Origin of the sequence: Undibacterium sp. 14-3-2 (assembly GCF_016595265.1) — a bacterium.
In the GTDB taxonomy this organism is placed as follows: Bacteria; Pseudomonadota; Gammaproteobacteria; order Burkholderiales; family Burkholderiaceae_D; genus Undibacterium; species Undibacterium aquatile.
In genome coordinates this window covers 524,994-543,713 of sequence record NZ_JAENGS010000002.1, presented here as the reverse complement: position 1 = coordinate 543,713, position 18,720 = coordinate 524,994, and the positions used below count along the sequence as shown (strand labels likewise).

Annotated in this window: 19 protein-coding genes; 8 read left to right on the top strand and 11 right to left on the bottom strand. The window is 47.6% G+C overall.

From position 1 onward, the window contains the following. Positions 1–41: 41 nt before the first annotated feature. The 3 genes from Undi14_RS06905 to asd form a co-directional block, all read right to left on the bottom strand. Positions 42–356, bottom strand: a complete 315-nt coding sequence (locus tag Undi14_RS06905) for a hypothetical protein (protein ID WP_255422768.1) — start codon at positions 354–356, stop codon at positions 42–44. A gap of 77 nt (positions 357–433) precedes the next feature. Continuing rightward, on the bottom strand, positions 434–634 hold the full coding sequence (gene hemP / locus Undi14_RS06900) for a hemin uptake protein HemP (RefSeq protein ID WP_234030459.1): 201 nt from the start codon (positions 632–634) through the stop codon (positions 434–436). Positions 635–817: 183 nt separating this feature from the next. Then, entirely contained in the window at positions 818–1,663 is an 846-nt protein-coding gene (asd, locus tag Undi14_RS06895; protein ID WP_200178911.1) for an archaetidylserine decarboxylase, read from the bottom strand. A gap of 393 nt (positions 1,664–2,056) precedes the next feature. Between asd and ahpC the strand changes: the two genes are divergently transcribed. Further along, a complete protein-coding gene (gene ahpC / locus Undi14_RS06890) occupies positions 2,057–2,620 on the top strand; it encodes an alkyl hydroperoxide reductase subunit C (RefSeq protein ID WP_186882913.1) in 564 nt (187 codons plus the stop codon). A 70-nt stretch (positions 2,621–2,690) separates the two neighbouring features. Beyond that, positions 2,691–4,238, top strand: a complete 1,548-nt coding sequence (gene ahpF / locus Undi14_RS06885; protein ID WP_200178909.1) for an alkyl hydroperoxide reductase subunit F — start codon at positions 2,691–2,693, stop codon at positions 4,236–4,238. Between the two features lie 91 nt (positions 4,239–4,329). Here ahpF and Undi14_RS06880 read toward each other — a convergent pair whose 3' ends face one another. The 3 genes from Undi14_RS06880 to Undi14_RS06870 form a co-directional block, all read right to left on the bottom strand. Further along, positions 4,330–5,271, bottom strand: coding sequence for a MurR/RpiR family transcriptional regulator (locus tag Undi14_RS06880; protein ID WP_186882915.1), 942 nt, complete (start codon positions 5,269–5,271; stop codon positions 4,330–4,332). A 191-nt stretch (positions 5,272–5,462) separates the two neighbouring features. Further along, complete coding sequence (gene mnmA / locus Undi14_RS06875) at positions 5,463–6,566, bottom strand: tRNA 2-thiouridine(34) synthase MnmA (protein ID WP_200178907.1); 1,104 nt, start codon at positions 6,564–6,566, stop codon at positions 5,463–5,465. Further along, a complete protein-coding gene (locus Undi14_RS06870; RefSeq protein ID WP_186882917.1) occupies positions 6,563–7,033 on the bottom strand; it encodes an NUDIX hydrolase in 471 nt (156 codons plus the stop codon). The genes mnmA and Undi14_RS06870 overlap by 4 nt, the downstream gene beginning before the upstream one ends. A 486-nt stretch (positions 7,034–7,519) precedes the next feature. Between Undi14_RS06870 and Undi14_RS06865 the strand changes: the two genes are divergently transcribed. The 4 genes from Undi14_RS06865 (at position 7,520) to Undi14_RS06850 (ending at position 10,933) form a co-directional block, all read left to right on the top strand. Continuing rightward, on the top strand, positions 7,520–8,635 hold the full coding sequence (locus tag Undi14_RS06865) for a Re/Si-specific NAD(P)(+) transhydrogenase subunit alpha (RefSeq protein ID WP_190479112.1): 1,116 nt from the start codon (positions 7,520–7,522) through the stop codon (positions 8,633–8,635). A 47-nt stretch (positions 8,636–8,682) separates the two neighbouring features. After that, entirely contained in the window at positions 8,683–9,045 is a 363-nt protein-coding gene (panD, locus tag Undi14_RS06860; RefSeq protein WP_190479114.1) for an aspartate 1-decarboxylase, read from the top strand. Positions 9,046–9,161: 116 nt separating this feature from the next. After that, a complete protein-coding gene (locus Undi14_RS06855) occupies positions 9,162–9,488 on the top strand; it encodes an NAD(P) transhydrogenase subunit alpha (protein WP_186882920.1) in 327 nt (108 codons plus the stop codon). After that, positions 9,488–10,933: an NAD(P)(+) transhydrogenase (Re/Si-specific) subunit beta gene (locus Undi14_RS06850; RefSeq protein WP_186882921.1), complete on the top strand. Its 1,446-nt coding sequence runs from the start codon at positions 9,488–9,490 to the stop codon at positions 10,931–10,933. Before Undi14_RS06855 ends, Undi14_RS06850 begins: the two co-directional genes overlap by 1 nt. Before the next feature lie 130 nt (positions 10,934–11,063). Here the strand turns inward: Undi14_RS06850 and rocF are convergent, their stop codons facing one another. Continuing rightward, a complete protein-coding gene (gene rocF / locus Undi14_RS06845) occupies positions 11,064–11,975 on the bottom strand; it encodes an arginase (RefSeq protein ID WP_200178906.1) in 912 nt (303 codons plus the stop codon). Positions 11,976–12,010: 35 nt separating this feature from the next. After that, positions 12,011–13,102 (bottom strand): ornithine cyclodeaminase, encoded by a 1,092-nt coding sequence (locus tag Undi14_RS06840; RefSeq protein WP_200178904.1) that lies wholly within the window; start codon positions 13,100–13,102, stop codon positions 12,011–12,013. 299 nt (positions 13,103–13,401) lie between these two features. On the opposite strand from Undi14_RS06840, the gene Undi14_RS06835 reads away from it, so the two are divergent. Beyond that, positions 13,402–13,857: an Lrp/AsnC family transcriptional regulator gene (locus Undi14_RS06835; protein ID WP_200178902.1), complete on the top strand. Its 456-nt coding sequence runs from the start codon at positions 13,402–13,404 to the stop codon at positions 13,855–13,857. Between the two features lie 120 nt (positions 13,858–13,977). On the opposite strand, the gene Undi14_RS06830 is transcribed toward Undi14_RS06835, so the two are convergent. Then, positions 13,978–15,612: an S-layer protein gene (locus tag Undi14_RS06830; RefSeq protein WP_200178900.1), complete on the bottom strand. Its 1,635-nt coding sequence runs from the start codon at positions 15,610–15,612 to the stop codon at positions 13,978–13,980. 212 nt (positions 15,613–15,824) lie between these two features. Then, positions 15,825–16,226 (bottom strand): hypothetical protein, encoded by a 402-nt coding sequence (locus Undi14_RS06825; RefSeq protein ID WP_200178898.1) that lies wholly within the window; start codon positions 16,224–16,226, stop codon positions 15,825–15,827. 312 nt (positions 16,227–16,538) lie between these two features. On the opposite strand from Undi14_RS06825, the gene Undi14_RS06820 reads away from it, so the two are divergent. Beyond that, positions 16,539–18,095, top strand: a complete 1,557-nt coding sequence (locus tag Undi14_RS06820) for a sigma 54-interacting transcriptional regulator (RefSeq protein ID WP_200178896.1) — start codon at positions 16,539–16,541, stop codon at positions 18,093–18,095. Positions 18,096–18,126: 31 nt separating this feature from the next. Here the strand turns inward: Undi14_RS06820 and Undi14_RS06815 are convergent, their stop codons facing one another. Next, complete coding sequence (locus Undi14_RS06815) at positions 18,127–18,546, bottom strand: hypothetical protein (RefSeq protein ID WP_200178894.1); 420 nt, start codon at positions 18,544–18,546, stop codon at positions 18,127–18,129. Positions 18,547–18,720 lie beyond the last annotated feature (174 nt).

Genomic DNA, 18,720 nt, shown 5'->3' with positions numbered 1-18,720 from the left:
GCTCCCTCGCTCTTTTCTTTACTTTAATAACTACACGCTTTTCACATCAGCCAGGAAAAGCGTTTTGGCTTCCTTGGCTGACATAAATTGCGATCAACCAATGTTGCCCATTGTTCCGATAATTGCTGACAGGTTGCCCGCAACACCGGTGCTAATTCAGGTAATTCAGACAAGGCTTGCAGATGTTTTTCAATCACGGATGCCAATTTGACGCAGGCAGCTTCGCCTTCTGCATTGACTGAGTTCACGGTGTAATGCGACATCAGATGGAGAACAGCGGAAACCAATATTTCCGGCGTCGATGCTTTTGATGGCGGCGTTGATAACTCAGAATGCATTTCATAGTGAATCGACATAGTGTTTTCCTCAGTGAGAAACCGGATCGGACTGGCTGAACCCTGATTGGCTGGCTACCTGTGAAATCAATGACGGCTTAGGCTGTCAGAATCAATTTGTTTAACTGTGTTATCCGCAGGCGATAAATGCGTCCTTCGTGATCAATTTCGAGTTCTCTGGAGGACTGCATCAGATCCCTGCTGCTTAATCGAGGAACCACTTTGCGTGCGACAGGCTGAAGTTGCGCCTTTGCCGACGTGTCTGAGACGAACATCTGTTGCGTATTAAATTCAGCCATTTTGCTTTCCTATAAATCTAAGTGAGAACAATTCTTATTTAGATTATTATGCAAATAAATGAGATTGGCAAGAATTTTTTAGTATGCAGATGTCTCTGAATGTAATTGCTTGCGTTCGCGCAATAAAAAAAGCCTGCAATATCGAATTGCAGGCTTTGTTTGGTGAGTGGATGTGCATCAGCCTTACGAACGACTTCCCATGGCTTCTCCCATGCGTACGGGCTTTGCTGCAGTCCATGAGGAATTAAATGCCAGCGTGTTATGAGGGAAAAGTAATACCACCGTCGAACCTAGCATGAAGCGCCCCATTTCTTCGCCCTTTTTCAGGACGATGTTGTCTTTGCTGTAGTCCCATTCGACGATATTTTTAGTGCGCGGCGGATTCACAATGCCATGCCAGACTGTGGCCATGCTGCCAACGATCGTCGCTCCGACGAGGGTTAATACAAATGGACCTGCAGCAGATTCAAAAAAGCAGACAACGCGTTCATTTCGCGCAAATAAGCCTGGAACACCGCGGGCAGTTGTTGGATTGACGGAGAATAAATCACCCGGCACGTAAATCATGCGGGTCAGCTTTCCATCGCAAGGCATGTGTATGCGGTGATAATCGCGCGGGCTCAGATAAATGGTCGCGAAACTGCCATCGTGAAACTGGGCGGCAGCCTTGCTATCTCCGCCAAGCAATGCCGTCGCTGAATAATCATGTCCTTTCGCCTGAAAAATCTGTCCTTTGGCAATCGGGCCGAATTGACTGATTGCACCATCAACAGGACAAATCAAATCGCTGTTTGCCAATGGTCTGATACCGCTCTTCAGTGGTCGCGTAAAGAATTCGTTAAAGCTGGTGTAACTGGCGATATCCGGATTGGCTGCCTCACTCATGTCGACCTGATATTTGTCCACAAACCATTCGATCAGGTGAGTGGTCAGCTTGCCTGCCTTGGCATTCGCAATTTTTCCGGCAAATACGGTCAGAGCCCGTTTAGGTAAAAGGTATTGAGGAAGAACGGCAAGTCGGTCTGACACGATAGATATTCCTTGTGATGAGGTGGTCGGGAATTATAACGTTGCACAATAAGAAATCGAATGCTTTGTAGATTCGACATAGAAATTATTATTTCGCTCTCACATAGTTGATCATTGGATCTCAAGGAGCAACGTTGTTGACTGTGATGGCGACAACTGAGGTGACACATCCGTTTCTGTGAGGATGCGTATATGACGAAGATTGACCGTTTTGATTCTGCGATCTGCTCACGTGAGTACATGACATATCTATTTAAGAATATTACGGTATACTAGTTTCGATAGCTAAAATTAATGATTTCAATAAAATTAATTAGCTATTTAAATATGAAAAAACGTTTTATCATTTGAACTCATCACTTAACACCTGTTTCAACAACAAAGGAAATTACCATGTCACTGATTAATACTACTGTAAAGCCATTTAAAACTACCGCTTACCACAATGGCAAATTTGTTCCGGTTTCCAGCGAAGATCTGGCTGGCAAATGGTCTGTTTTTGTATTTTATCCAGCAGACTTTACTTTTGTTTGTCCAACGGAATTAGGCGATCTGGCGGATCACTACGAAGAATTCAAAAAACTGGGCGTTGAAATCTACAGCGTTTCTACAGATACACATTTCACCCACAAAGCGTGGCACGACACTTCTGACACTATCGGCAAAATCACTTACCCAATGCTGGGTGATCCAACACTGGCGATTTCCCGCAATTTTGAAGTGCTGATCGAAGAAGAAGGTCTGGCACTGCGCGGTACATTCGTTGTGAACCCAGCGGGCGAAATCAAAGTTATGGAAGTACACGACAACGGTATTGGCCGCGACGCGAAAGAATTGCTGCGTAAAGTTCAGGCCGCACAATACGTTGCAAATCACCCAGGTGAAGTTTGCCCAGCGAAATGGACACCAGGCGCGGAAACATTGACTCCATCCCTGGATCTGGTTGGCAAGATCTAATTAGTATTTCGCATCTTCCCGGTGATTGATGCCGGGAAGATGAATTCAACAGTATCAGAAAGAAGGCATCATGTTAGACACGACTCTCAAAACGCAATTAAAAGCATACCTCGAAAAACTGACACGTCCTATTCAGTTGCTGGCCTCGCTTGATGACAGCGAGAAGGCAAAAGAAATGCAAGCCTTGCTGCGTGAAATTGCTGAGTTGTCCGACAAAATCAGCCTGTCTGAAAATACTGATGATAATGAGCGTAAGCCGTCATTTGCGATTACTTCACAAGGGCATGACATTAACCTGCGTTTCGCCGGTATTCCGATGGGGCACGAGTTCACATCTCTGGTGCTTGCTTTACTGCAGGCAGGCGGTCATCCGCCTAAAGTTGACGCAGATGTGATTGAGCAGATCAAAAATCTCGATGGTGATTTTCGTTTTGAGACCTATATTTCTCTGACTTGCCAGAATTGTCCGGAAGTTGTGCAGTCGCTGAATCTGATGGCCGTGCTGAACCCGCGAGTGAAATCTGTCACGATCGATGGCGCTTTGTTTCAGGCTGAAGTTGAACAACGTCAGATTATGGCTGTGCCAACCGTCTATCTGAATGGTCAGGTATTCGGTCAGGGACGTATGTCCATCGAAGAGATTCTGGCGAAACTCGATACCGGTTCTGTGCAACGTGCTGCTGAAAAATTGGACGCGAAAGCACCCTATGACGTACTGATCGTCGGTGGTGGCCCGGCAGGTGCGGCAGCGGCGATCTATGCTGCCCGTAAAGGAATCCGTACTGGTGTGGTGGCTGAACGGTTTGGCGGTCAGGTTCTCGACACGATGTCGATTGAGAATTTTATTTCCGTTACCGAGACAGAAGGGCCAAAGTTTGCGGCGGCACTGGAACAGCACGTGAAGACTTATGATGTCGATATTATGAATTTGCAGCGAGCTGAGAAGCTCACGCAAAAAGACGGTGTCAATGAAATTCAGTTGGCCAGTGGTGCAACGCTGAAAGCCAAAGCGGTCATTTTAGCGACCGGTGCACGTTGGCGTGAAATTAATGTTCCCGGCGAACGTGAATACCGTAATCATGGCGTTGCTTACTGTCCGCACTGCGATGGTCCTTTATTTAAAGGAAAACGTGTCGCCGTCATCGGTGGCGGCAATTCCGGAGTTGAAGCAGCAATTGACCTGGCAGGCATCGTCAGTCACGTCACTTTGCTGGAATTTGGCGCAGAATTACGTGCCGACGAAGTATTACAGCGTAAATTGCGTAGCCTGACCAACGTGACGGTGATTACTCAGGCGCAGACCACGGAAGTGCATGGTGATGGGCAGAAGGTGAATGCGCTGAGCTACAAAGATCTTGTCAGTGGCGAGTTGAAAAATGTTGAACTCGAAGGTATTTTCGTTCAGATTGGTCTGGTGCCAAATACTGAATGGCTGAAAGGCAGTCTGACATTATCCCGTCACGGCGAAATTGAAATCGATGCGCGTGGGCAAACTTCTTTAGCTGGCGTTTTTGCCGCCGGCGATGTGACCACTGTGCCATACAAGCAAATTGTGATTGCTGTTGGCGAAGGTGCTAAGGCCTCACTGGCTGCGTTTGACTACATTATCCGATCCTGATTTTCAGCTTCATCTTCATCTGTAAAAAAACCTCAAGGCAAAATTTGCTTTGAGGTTTTTTTATAAGGTCTCGAATGGACAGAAACGTTATTTATGCCGGTCGATCTGCATCGATCACAGTCAGATCTGGCGATGATTTACGCACGCCTGTATTTGACTCTTGGTATAGCCATGGCATTACAAACTTTGTCATTTCTGACGCGGCATGTACCGGTGCTTTTGCCTGATGTGCGACGGCGCTGCATATCGCCTCTATCAGGCAGAGTGCGGCACCTTCAGAGTTTGGTGAAAAATGGCGTCGGGTCTGCGCATACAGAGTGATATTTGCCAGGGCAGCCAGTGGTGAGCTTGGCGCATCAGTGAGTGCCAGTACCGGTACTTTTTTCTCATTCAGTTGCCGCAAAATGGTCACAGCATCTTCTGCATAGCGTGGAAAAGAAATGCCGATCACCAGGTCACGCGAAGTGTATTTGAACAATTGCCGGGCTACCGTGGACGGGCCGCCGGTGCCGATGGTCGATTGCACTGTATTGCAGAATGGATCAAGACTGTGCGCCATCAGCCCTGCCAGAAAGGCGCTGGCACCGTAACCAATGATGTAAATGCGCTCGGCATTCAGGATCATTTTGACGGCCTGATTACATAGTGCAGGATCAAGACCGCGACGGGTGGCTTCCAGATTGGCCAGATCTTCGTTGAGAGAACCCGCAATAATTTCGGTGCTGGTTGCTGGTCGTTGGACTTCGCTACGCAGGTTGTCAATCGGGGCGAGCATGGCCTCAAAGCCGCATACAAGTTCAGCACGGAATTGCGGGTATCCGTCAAATCCCAGTGCGCGGGCAAACCGGTTGGCCGTTGCAACGGAAATACCAACCGCATTCGCAAGCTCGTCGATTGACATCGTCGCCGACCGAAATACATTCGACAGTACATAATCCGCAGCTTTTTTATGTGCTTTAGACAGGCTCATATACACCTTGCCTATCCGCGCATTGACGGTGCCGCCCAGGACTTGCGTATCAGGATGATTCATGATTTGCTGGCGTTTCCAGTGTGAGAAAAATGTAAATGTAATTTCATTAAATTGAATTGTAAAGCGACAAAACGTATCAAATAATCGTGATTATTCAATTTAACGAAGAAAATTTTAAATAAAATTTAGATTAATCTTGCCGGAACCGGTCATTCATTGTTTTTTGTCGCAAATTTTCAGTTCCGCAAAATTCATTTTTCTGCGCTTGCAGAATGAATAATACCTCCGCCGAGACAGATGTCACCATCATACAAAACGGCAGATTGCCCCGGCGTAACCGCCCATTGTGCCTGATCGAAATGCAGATGGAATTGCTCATTATCTCCGGAGAAATTACAACTGACGTCGGGTTGGCGATAGCGTGTTTTTGCTGATAACTGACCGACTTCAGGAACTCTGCCTGCGACCCAGCTTACCTGCGTTGCGTCGAGTGCAGAAGACAGCAGCCAGGGATGATCATGACCTTGCACTGCATACAGCGTATTTTCTGCCACATCTTTTCTTGCGACATACCACGCATCGCTGCTGCCATCGGCATTTTGATGAGACTTGATGCCGCCGATGCCTATGCCTTTGCGTTGTCCTAAGGTATAAAAACTCAAACCGACGTGTTGTCCTATTGTTTCACCTTCAGGAGTTTTAATCGCTCCCGGTTTATAAGACAGATAACGATTCAGAAATTCACGGAAAGGACGTTCGCCGATAAAGCAAATCCCGGTCGAGTCTTTCTTTTTTGCATTTGGTAATTGCAATTGTTCGGCAATTTTCCGGACTTCAGTTTTATGAATTTCACCTAAAGGAAATAAGGTATTGGCGAGCTGCTTTTGATTTAACCTGTGCAAAAAATAGCTTTGATCTTTGCTGGCATCCATGGCTTTCAATAACTGAAATTCGCCATTGACTTCCCGCACACGTGCATAGTGGCCAGTTGCGATGTAGTCGGCCCCCAGTTTCATTGCATGGTCCAGAAATGCTTTAAATTTGATTTCAGCATTGCACAACACATCTGGGTTTGGTGTGCGTCCGGCCTGATATTCGCGTAAGAATTCAGCAAACACGCGATCTTTATATTCACTGGCAAAATTGACTGCTTCTATATCGACGCCAACGACATCGGCGACGCTGACTGCATCTATCCAGTCTTCACGGGTGGAGCAATACTCTGAGTCATCGTCATCTTCCCAGTTTTTCATAAAAAGACCGATGACTTCATAGCCTTGTTCTTTTAGAAGCCATGCAGATACAGATGAATCAACGCCACCAGACATACCTATCACTACTCGTTTTTTACTCATAATACGCTCGGGTGTGTAAACAGTAAGGACAGCGGAGCACGCTTTCCTCGTAAATAATCATCGATACATTGCAACACCAGCGGACTGCGATGGAGATGTTCTGCATTCAGTATTTCGTTGTAACTCATCCACATGGATCGCAGAATGCCGGTATCCAGAGCACGATCATGTTGTTGCCCGACTTCTCCCGTGAACGCAAAGCGTAAATAAGTGACGTCTTCTCCGGTTTTAGGAGATGTGTAGCGTGATAGATATGTACCGATCAGCGCCGTGGGTGTGAAGTCGTGTGCTGTTTCTTCCAGCGTTTCCCGTATCACCGCTTGTTCAAGTGATTCATTCGGGTCCAGGTGGCCAGCTGGCTGGTTAATGCGAATGCCTTCGTTTGTTTCTTCTTCCACCATTAAAAAGCGTTTGTTACGTTCAATGATGGCGGCGACTGTGACGGATGGTTTCCAGATAGTTGACATAGCTTTTCTCAATAAGTCCGACATTTTACTTTGCCACGGGCGTTTGTGTCGTCTGTCGATATACTTGCGGGTTGCCCGAAGTATCTCTAGCGGACTATTTTTTTATAATCCGTCGCGCTTACGGAATAAAACAGGGGAAATTGGTGGCGCTTGTCTCGCATAACATATTTGTGGTGAAAGGGAAAATAGTAGAAAGCCACAAAAACGAACGGTTGTTCTAAAAAACATTTTGCGTGTAATATCGTTGCCTATTATTAAATGTAAGAATCTGGTAAGCATTGTTGATTTTTGCATCAGATACTTGCTGCTGTTTTGAGGCTGTTGTTAGATTGAATCCGGTACCTGCCATCGCCGGACAGCACTGTTTGGATCAGATCGGTATTCATGTTCTGAACGGACCGAAGTCAGTTACAGCAAGCATGTAATCGCTTGCACGTTTGCGATAAGCATAAAAAGATTTTATTTACTTAGTCAGGGAGCAAATCTATGAAAATCGGCATCCCCGCCGAGACTCGGCCCGGAGAGACGCGTGTTGCGGCAACTCCGGAAACCATTAAGAAGTACGTAGCTGCAAAACATCAGGTGATTGTGCAGTCTGGTGCTGGCGTGGCCTCGAGTATCACTGATGAAGCTTATCAAGCAGCAGGAGCTCAAATTGGTTCTGCTGCCGACGCATTTGGCGCTGAACTGGTGCTGAAAGTGCGTGCCCCGGATGCTGACGAACGGACTTTGATCAAGTCCGGTACAACGTTAGTGGGCATGCTGAATCCTTTCGATACTGAAAATATTGCAGTGATGGCCGCACACGGTCTGAATGCATTCGCTCTGGAAGCTGCACCGCGCATTACCCGTGCGCAGTCACTCGACGTGCTGTCTTCTCAGGCAAACATTGCTGGTTATAAAGCAGTGATGTTGGCTGCGAATACTTATCAACGCTTCATGCCTATGCTGATGACTGCAGCCGGAACGGTAAAAGCGGCTCGCGTTTTAATCATGGGCGTCGGTGTTGCCGGTTTGCAGGCAATTGCGACGGCGAAGCGTCTGGGCGCAGTGATTGAAGCATCCGACGTCAGACCGCCCGTTAAAGAGCAGGTCGAATCGCTTGGTGCAAAATTCATTGATGTACCGTATGAGACAGATGAAGAGCGGGAAATTGCCAAGGGCGTTGGTGGTTATGCGCGTCCTATGCCAGCCGCCTGGATGGCGCGTCAGGCGGCACTGGTTCATGAACGAGCCAAGCAGGCAGACATTATCATTACGACCGCACTGATCCCGGGACGGAAAGCACCGGTTTTGATTTCGGAAGAAACTGTCAAAGCGATGAAACCAGGATCGGTCATCGTCGACATGGCGGTGGAGCAAGGTGGTAATTGTCCTTTGTCTGAATTGAACAAAACAGTCACTAAATATGGTGTACACATTATCGGCGAACCGAATCTGGCGACCCTGGTTGCGGCAGATGCGTCCGCCTTGTATGCGCGCAACGTGTTGGATTTTCTAAAATTAATTATCGACAAAGATGCCGGACTGGCGATTAATCGTGAAGATGAAATCGTTGCAGCAACTCTGGTTTGTGCGGGCGGTGAGGTACTGAAGAAATAAAACAGATTTTAAGTTTTTTGTAACAAGCAATAGAAAGTAGAAATACCATGCAAAGAAATATGCTCCGCGCCAAAATTCATCGCGCATCTGTGACCCAGTGCGATCTCCACTACGAAGGTTCCTGTGGAATTGATGAAGATCTGCTCGACGCCGCGAATATCATCGAGAACGAACAGATTGAGCTGTATAACGTCAATAATGGTGAGCGCTTTTCCACCTATGCCATCAAAGGTAAACGTGGAAGTGGCGAGATTTCCCTGAATGGCGCTGCAGCCCGCAAGGTGCAACTGGGTGATTTGATGATTATCTGCACATACGCGCCGATGACGGAAGAGGAAGCGCGTAATCACAAACCGAATGTGGTATTTGTGAACGCAAAAAACCAGATCACCAGTCTGAAAGAGTATTGAGGCAATATTGGCGAGGCAGCATCTGGACTGAATCTGTAAAATTTTCAGACTGGTTGCTCCTCGCGACAGTATCGTCTGCTTTTGCATGTCTTAATCCATACTACAGAGAGGACATCATGGAAGTAAGTCATACCCTAACTAACCTCATCATTTTTGTACTGGCAATTTATGTCGGTTATCACGTGGTGTGGACGGTTACTCCCGCATTGCACACACCATTAATGGCCGTGACAAATGCGATTTCTGCCATCATCATTGTTGGCGCCATGCTGGCAGCAGGACTGACTGAAGGTTTGCTGGCACAGGTGATGGGAACCGTTGCGGTGGCGCTGGCTGCTGTGAACGTGTTCGGCGGATTTCTGGTTACCCAGAGAATGCTGGAAATGTTTAAGAAAAAAGAACCTAAGGCAACGCCGACCAACGCCAGCAAGGAGAGCAAATAATGAGCATGAATCTGGTCACGATGCTCTATCTGATTGCATCTGTTTGTTTTATTCAAGCGTTAAAAGGTTTGTCGCATCCATCGACGGCTAGACGTGGTAACGCTTTCGGCATGATGGGAATGGCCGTCGCTGTCGCTACGACCATTGCCTTGATCGTTAAGCTGAAAACCGAAGCAGCAGGTGGTGGCTTAGGTTATGGTCTCGTCGCACTGGGGGTGATTGTCGGTGGCGGCATTGGCGCTACATTGGCAAAACGGGTCGAAATGACCAAGATGCCGGAGCTGGTTGCAGCAATGCATTCACTGATCGGTTTAGCGGCAGTATGTATTGCCGTGGCGGTCGTTGCAGAACCATGGATTTTCAACATCACGACACGTGATGTTGCGATTCCTTTCGGTAATCGTCTTGAGTTATTTATCGGTACGTTTGTTGGTGCGATCACGTTCTCGGGTTCCGTGATTGCGTTTGGTAAATTGTCGGGTAAATATAAGTTCCGCTTGTTTCAGGGCGCACCTGTCAGCTTTACAGGGCAACACTTTTTGAATCTGATCCTGGCGATCACGATGGTCGGGCTTGGTCTGATCTTCTGTTTTGCGCCTGGTACAGAACCAGCATGGATACCGTTTGTCCTGATGGCGCTGATCGCATTTGTATTGGGTGTGCTGATCATCATTCCTATCGGCGGTGCCGACATGCCAGTCGTGGTTTCCATGCTGAATAGTTACTCAGGCTGGGCTGCTGCAGGTATCGGTTTTTCCCTCAATAACTCTATGCTGATTATCGCCGGTTCATTAGTTGGCTCATCTGGTGCGATTCTTTCTTACATCATGTGTAAGGCAATGAACCGCTCCTTCTTTAATGTGATTCTTGGTGGTTTTGGTGGCGCGCCCGCCGAGGCTGCTGCCGGTGGGCAGGCACAACGGAACGTGAAATCCGGTTCCGCTGACGACGTTGCGTTTTTGTTGGGAAATGCGGAAACAGTCATTATTGTTCCAGGCTACGGTCTTGCCGTGGCACGCGCTCAGCATGCGCTGAAAGAGTTGACTGAGAAACTGACGCACAAAGGCATTACCGTAAAATATGCAATTCATCCTGTAGCAGGGCGTATGCCTGGACACATGAATGTGCTGCTGGCAGAAGCGGAAGTACCATACGACCAGGTGTTTGAGATGGAAGATATCAATAGCGAATTTGGTCAGGCAGACGTCGTGCTGGTACTCGGTGCTAACGACGTCGTCAATCCTGCAGCAAAAGATCCAAAATCGCCGATCGCAGGTATGCCAATTCTTGAGGCCTACAAAGCAAAAACCATCATCGTGAATAAACGCTCTATGGCGTCCGGCTATGCTGGTTTGGACAATGAATTGTTCTACATGGACAAGACCATGATGGTGTTCGGTGACGCTAAAAAGGTCATTGAAGATATGGTGAAAGCGGTAGAGTAATCGTAGCAGTTGATGAACGAAAAAAAATCCCCGTTATTCAGCGGGGATTTTTTATTTTGACCGTGCATGCCAATGTAGTATCGGGCTTGAACTGAGTTCTTCTGTAACGGTGCATAGCTACAACATGGTTCTACATTCTCACCAATGTTGATTTGCCAAACAAACTCTCGATCAGATCGACTGCGAGAATTGCGGTCTGGTTGCGAATGTCCAGCGCTGGATTTAATTCCACCAGATCAAGTGATGCCAACAAGCCGGTATCTGCAATCATTTCCATACACAGTTGTGCTTCACGGTAGGTCGGGCCTCCCAATACCGCAGTACCCACACCCGGAGCGATACCAGGGTCGAGGCAATCCATGTCAAAGCTGACGTGCAGATGCGTGTCAGCATCCAGATCTGCCAGCGCCGAGCTCATCACATTGCGCATGCCATATTCATCAATGTAGCGCATGTCGAATACCTGCATTCCCATGTCGTGGATAAACTTTTTTTCGCCAGCATCCACACTGCGAATGCCTATCAGGCGGATATCTGCAGGCTGTATCGCAGGAGTATGCCCGGCATAACTGATGAGTTCCTGCGGGCCATGCCCCATCAGGCACGCAACTGGCATTCCATGAATATTACCGGTCGGGCTGATGGTGGATAAATTACTGTCCGCATGCGCATCAAACCACAATACACGCAGCTTCTTTCCTGCGCGTCGGCAATGTGCCGCAACCGCGCTGATCGAGCCGATGGCGAGGCAATGATCGCCACCCAACATCATAGGAGTATGACCTTGTATCAACGCCTGATTGACAGCATCGTAGACTGCCTGATTCCAGTCGATTGCTTCTTTCAGGTGGCGTAAGCCATTGACTGGTTGTTGCCACGGATTGGCCGGGCCGTGCAGATTGCCGTGATCAACAACATTAAACTGACGGGCGGCAAGTGCTTCGTTGAGTCCTGCAACTCTCAGTGCGTCCGGCCCCATGCCAGCACCTCTGACGCTCGCACCAACATCCGTTGGCGCACCGATTAAAGAAATAGTCTTCATTCTTTTTTAATTATGTGGGTGAGATGGGCGCAAGTTTAAGCTGGAGTGGGTATTTCAGGAAGGCCATCATATTCTTTTTCATTGTTAAGCAGGTTGGTATCGCTATTTTCTGTGCTGCCTACTCCCAAGCCAAACAGATCTTTAGGATTGCGCATCACAGGCAGCAGATCAAGTTCGGTCGAAGATTGCTGCATGACGTATTTTTCCAGGTAACGCATTGCAGAGAAATCTTCCAACGCGAAACCGACAGAATCAAAGATAGTGATATTCTCCGCACTTTGGCGATAGGTGCTGCCTGAGCGCAGGATAGTCCACAATTCAGTCACCTGGAAGTCTGCCGGCATTTGCTGCAACTCCCCTTCAATGCGCGATTGTGGTTCGTATTCGACAACGACGTTGGCTCGTTGCAGAATTGCCGCATGCAGTTCCGTTTTTCCTGGGCAGTCACCACCGACGGCGTTGATGTGCATACCCGGTTCTATCATGTCCGGTGTCAGAATTGTCGCATTGGTTTTATCTGCGGTGACCGTCGTGATCACATCTGCACCCTTGACTGCATCAGCGACAGAGTCAGCACGAATGACGCGTATTTGAGGATAAGCGCGTAAATTACGCACCAGCTTATCGCTGGCCTTCTGATCAATATCGTAAATTCGTAATTCCTTGATTCCCAACATCGTATAGAACGCAATAGCCTGAAATTCACTCTGTGCGCCATTACCTATCAATGCCATGCTGCGACAGTTTTTCCGCGCCAGATATTTAGCAGCCATTGCCGATGTGGCCGCGGTACGTATTGCAGTTGTCAGTGTTAACTCTGATAACAGACGTGGATAACCTGTAGCGACATCGGCCAATACGCCGAAGGCAGTGACTGTCAGTAAGCCCGTTTCCGTGTTTTTTGGGTGACCATTCACATACTTGAATGAATAGTTGCGTTCATCAGAAATCGGCATCAGTTCTATGACGCCAACATCCGAATGATTTGCAACCCTGGCGGATTTGTCGAAGCATTCCCAGCGCAGATAGTCTTCCTCGATCATTGCCGCCATGCGGGTAATGGCTCTCTCAAGTCCGACCTCACGCAGATGCCGTTGCATGTCTTGTGTACCAATGAAAGCGACCATGATGTTCTCCTTAGTAGATATGTTGAGCAGAAACATCGTCACTGGGGTTGATCTGCTGGCGAGCAGGTACTCCAGAAGCTGCTGCGAAATTTTCTGAATTTCGCAAAAGCCTCACGCATCTATGTGCGTTGTTGAATGACGTGTTCTATTGAAGATTGTAGTCAGTCACGTCAATAATTAGATTGCTAAATTCGATGACTTATTTATTAAAAGAGAAATTTAATTTCATATATCTATAATTAGTATGTTTAAATTTCTAAAATAAGATTTTTAATAAAATATACCGATGAGAGGTCGAGATGGATAATTATGACCGCAGCATTTTGCGTTGCTTGCAAGAAGATGGGCGTATGAGTAATTTGCATCTGGCTGAGCAGATACATTTATCGGCGCCACAAACCTTGCGCCGGGTCAGAACGCTGGAAGAAAAAAAAGTGATACGCGGCTACGTTGCACAAGTCGCACCTGAGTCCGTTGGTTTCGGTGTCATGGCGTTTGTGAACCTGTCGCTGGATCGCGAACAGTTTCGTAATGTGCGTGAGGTTGAACGTCAACTGATGGCATTCCCCGACATCATTGAATGCCACACTATTTCAGGCGATTTCGATTACATTCTCAAGGTTGTCGCCAAAGATCTGAAAAGTCTGTCGCAGTTTCTGACGGATACACTGATGCAGGTATCTGGCGTAGCTTCTCTGCGTTCGATGATTTGTATGGAGGAAATTAAACCGGTCAGCGGTTTGCCGATAAACTAAAACTGAGTTTTGGACTGAGTATAAGTTATCTGATGGTTGCCATCCTGAGTACTGTGGATGTAATTGAATGGCAACCGACTTACGCTACTAAACTAATGCGTCACAAGACAACGGGTACTTTTACTGCACGCTGACAAAGATAGGATTGGAGTAAAACCATAAACTGGCGTAGTTGCGATCATTGATCTGGTTGTGACGCGTGGGGTTGTCTGTGGTCGTGATTTTCGCATCCGCCAAAGGTTCACCATTGTTCGTCATGTCTGCGACATTGATGCCCAGGTTGGTGCCACGCAGGCGCAGGTATTGGCTTTTCTGCACGACCATCTGGTACCTGATGACGTTGTAACCATCAGCATCTGTTTTCCAATCGGCACTGGTGAAGCGTTTCAAGACCTTGGTGCTGGGATTGGTCGCCACATTGTAGGCACTGGAATCCGGTGCAGCTTTACTACCAACGTCACCTACGATCAGATCCACATGATCCACTTTCGGTGCCTTGTTACCGGATACGCCGCTTCCTGCCGGAAATTCATAATTGTTCTTCGCTGGGCTTTTGAAACGGATGGTGACATCAACTGTACTGCCGTTGGCGACCTTCAGCTCTTGCCCCATATTTTTTACGTCGCTGGCATTACTGACGGTGAATTCCATAGCATTGATAAGGTCCCCAAAAACACTGAAGATACGACCAGATTGCAGGCTTTTGATCAGTTCATTGACGCCTGCTTTTTTGTCGTTCATCCACACATAATTTTTTGCGTATTCGCCAGGGAAGTAACCGCTGCTATTGCCAGCGTCATCAATTTTGAAATGCGAGTCTGAATCGGCAATATTCCAGATACGGCGACCTTCGCCAAGCAAGGCATCCCAGACTCCACCCACCTGTGCGACGATGGCATCAACGCCGCCATAAACACGGTTTGGTTTGTTGGCATCGATATAGCTGGAGGTATAACCGCCGCGATCAGGTTCCATCTGGTTGCCGACCATACCTTCTATTGAGAACATGATGTTGGGAGCCATATCATTCATGGTGCGGAAATCAGCAATCGTGTACTTGCCAGGATTGCGCGAAGGATGGTTGATCGTGACAAAACTGGCGTCAGGATAATTTTTCTTCAACCATGAAATGGCTTGCAAGGCATCTGCTGCGGTGCTGTTGAAACGTTGTGGGTATTTTGCTTTCCATTTGCTGACGTCGGCTGCGTCAAATTTGCTATCGTCCAATGTGGTGAACATATATTGAAATTCTTTCGCCGCCGACGTAGATGAAATCAATTTGCCATTTACTACATCAAAAATACTGACACCCATATGATCATGTGTGGGCATATCCCACTCGAAACCAGAGAAGATAGTCTTGTCTGCATAACGCCCTGAAGCTTGCAATGCCTTGATTCTGGGAATTTCATACGATTCCATGCCATATGCAAAAGGCACAGGGTTTGCCAGCAGGGTGCCGTTATTGTCATATTTTGACGAGCGCAGGTGATTGGTGATGGCGGTCCAGTCCAGGCCATAGCTGGTGAAAGCTTTGTCGAGCACAGTATCCAGTGTTTGTGTGGTGCGGGCGTCGTCAGATTGTATGGTATGAACATGCAAATCGCCTGTCGTCCATCCCGACTGTGAAGTCACCGGTGGATTTGGGTTGTTCGCTTGCTGGGGAACGTCAGATGAACTACCGCAACCATACAGCAAAAAAATTGCGGAAGGCACAGCACAAAAAATACCAAGCAAACTCAAACGGGGGCGCATAGATTAACCTTTTCTTTAAATTAGTCGATATCGTCGTACGCATTTGTAATGCATAGACGCGATGGATTTTAAAAGTTAAGTGTGACGCCAGAATGAAACCTGAGTTTGGCTGGTTTTGCACATCGCGATATCAAAGAAGATCTCCCGTGTTGCAACAGGCTTGTTTTGCGATTTGGCCAGGAGGTGAAATTGATACTGACTACTTAAACAATTCAGCGTGACTTTGCTCGAGCTGCTTGAGCGGCATTGAATGTGGCGGAGTAAGTGGTCGTGGCACCGCCAAGTTCACCACTATATTTCATGGCAATGTCACGCGTATCAACAGGTGCGTAATATCTGAAAAACACCCTGACTGCCGGACGCCAGATAAGGTTAACAGGGCAATGCCGACTTTTGGAAAACAAGCCGCTATGCGTTTGTTGCAGCAGTATCGGGGTGTCATCCATGTTGCCATCTTCGATTTTGCGCAGCAGCTCATTGCGTACTTCGTAGTAATAAATATCATCACTGATCAGACGCGCGGCAACTGTGCGGGCAAGATGTGCCTGCAATGCAAAAACGGCGGCTAACAGCAGCAGCCCTAAACTTACTATTATCCAAAACGACTGACTCATTTTTATTCTCTCTGCATTCGCAAATGCGGGCATATTTTCTGTTTGAAGATAACCTCACGATTTCTGATGCCCACTTCTATGCGATTTTTCGGTGTTCACATCAATACCGACATGAATATTGATATTTATTTGATCACTACTGCAAGCCGTGTACCAATTCCGTGCTTTGCAGGAATGCCCGGTAATCTCTGGCTATAGTCGAAAAAAAAGAAAGAATTCTTTATTGATTGACATGTCAACACAGCGAATTTACATTCAATTCTTTACACGTTTGCTTATCTATTTCATTTCATGAACCAAACTGATCTGACAATGACCTCGCCTTCTCTGACTTTGCGGAGAGATGAGCGGCCACTGCTTGGGTTGACCATCGTCTGGCATCCTGATGCGCAAAGAATAGGTGAGCAATTTATAGCAACGAATACCGATGGTGTCGTTGAACTGAGTCGGTTTTTGCCAATGTTTCGCCATCCGGCGGGTGATGGTTTGCCGTTAGGATACGGCGGTGTCTCGCGAGAGCCTTTGCGGATTTTACGGACATCCAGCGATCACATCGTCATACAGCCGCCGGAAAGCCGGATGGTGGTTGAATTAAATGGTGTAGAAATTCAGGGCGCTCATCAAGTAAGCCCGGAACAGATCACTGCGGGAGCGATCCTGGGGTTGGGCAGGGCAATACTGATTTGCCTGCACTGGATGCGTTGTTTACCTAAAAAAAATGACATCGCAGGTCTGATTGGTGTCGGCAGTGCCGCGATTTTATTGCGCGATCAGATACGTCAAATTGCAGTGATGGATTTCCCTGTCTTATTGCTGGGGGAAACTGGTACAGGAAAAGAGATTGCCGCACGTGCAATTCACGCGCACAGCAAACGTCGCCATGCAAGCTTGGTCACGGTCAATATGGCGGCGCTGAATGAATCGCTGGCAGCTGCTGATTTGTTCGGTGCTGTCAAAGGAGCCTACACCGGTGCTCAGCAGGCGCGTAAAGGCTTATTTGGCGAAGCTGCCGGAGCCAGTCTCTTTTTAGATGAAATCGGCAATACGCCTGCGACGATACAGCCTATGTTGTTGCGGGTGCTGGAAACTGGTGATTATCGTCCTTTAGGTGCGCAGCAGGATATGCATTCCAGCGCGCGTTTGATTGCGGCGACCGACCAGGATTTATACAGCGAACATTTTAATCAGGCACTGTTGCGTCGTTTGGAAAGTTTCGTGATTCAGTTGCCGCCGCTACGCAGCCGACGTGAGGATATCGGGGTGCTGCTGAAGCATCTGTTGGACGAGAGTCGCGCAGTGAGTCTGACACCGTTACCGTCATTGAGCATATCCTTGGTCAGTGCCATCGCCAATTATGAATGGCCTGGCAATATCCGCCAGCTCAGTCATGTGTTGCGTCGTATTTTGCTGGCCTTGCAGGCGGGGGAATCGCCTGATTTCGCTGCTCTGGTACAGCCGCGTAATGGACGCATCAATGAGGATATTACGGCTTTCAACGTCGGCAGCGTAGCAAGTAACACCAGTCATGTGACTGAGCGCACCAGAACAGCAGGGGCAGCGGAATCAGCAAATGACCTGCCTGTACTGCGCAAAAAAATGAACGAGTTCAGTGAAGCCGAAGTACTGCAAGCGATGGACAATAATGATTGGTACATACAGGGTGCCGCGCAGGAACTTGGTATCTCCCGCCCATCAATGTATAAATTGCTGGAACAGCATAGCGCGATACGCCGCGCTGAACAGATACCTCTGGAAGAAATACGCCAGACATTGGCAAGCAGTGCTGGCGATATTGAAGCCTGTGCGGCCATCCTGAAAACCCCGAGCGAGGCTTTGCGGCGGTTTTTAAAAGTATTGCCGGTTAGCTGAAGGATCCGGCAATACTCTCTTTACGAGTTTATCAGCCTGGTTCGCCCGTACCCACTTGCATTTCCGGGTCGGGTAAGTGGTATTGATAGCCACTGACTGTCACATACATGCTGAAAGTCCAGGTACCATTCGGTGTTTTTTCGCTGAATGTCAGGCTCCACCCTGCATTGATCAGATCGATCATGGAAAATTCCAGCCCCTGATAACCTGTAAATGGATTGCGTGCAGGCGTCTTATCGATAACAGGATACATTTTTAAAGCGGCAAAGCTGCAGTTTTCTATCGGGCGATTAGTAAAACCAAACCTCAGGGTATCCCCACTTTCAAAGTCGGGATGGGGAAGCTGAACATCTGAATCTTGCAAATAAAAAGCCCCACTGGCCGTTACTGACGACAAATCAGGTGGTTCAACTGGATCAGGTAAGGTCAGGAGAAATACGTATGCAGTCATATTTTTCTATAAAAAAAGTTGAGGTTATATGAATCAGTTAATCAATAAATCAAGAATTTAAAATACCAGGTAAAACTAAGTATTACCAGTTGCCGCAGTTGTTGTTTCTCTTTATTTTTCGCTTTCCTTTCTCTTCACTCGCTTAGTCATTTTCCATGATCAACTACCCCCCTG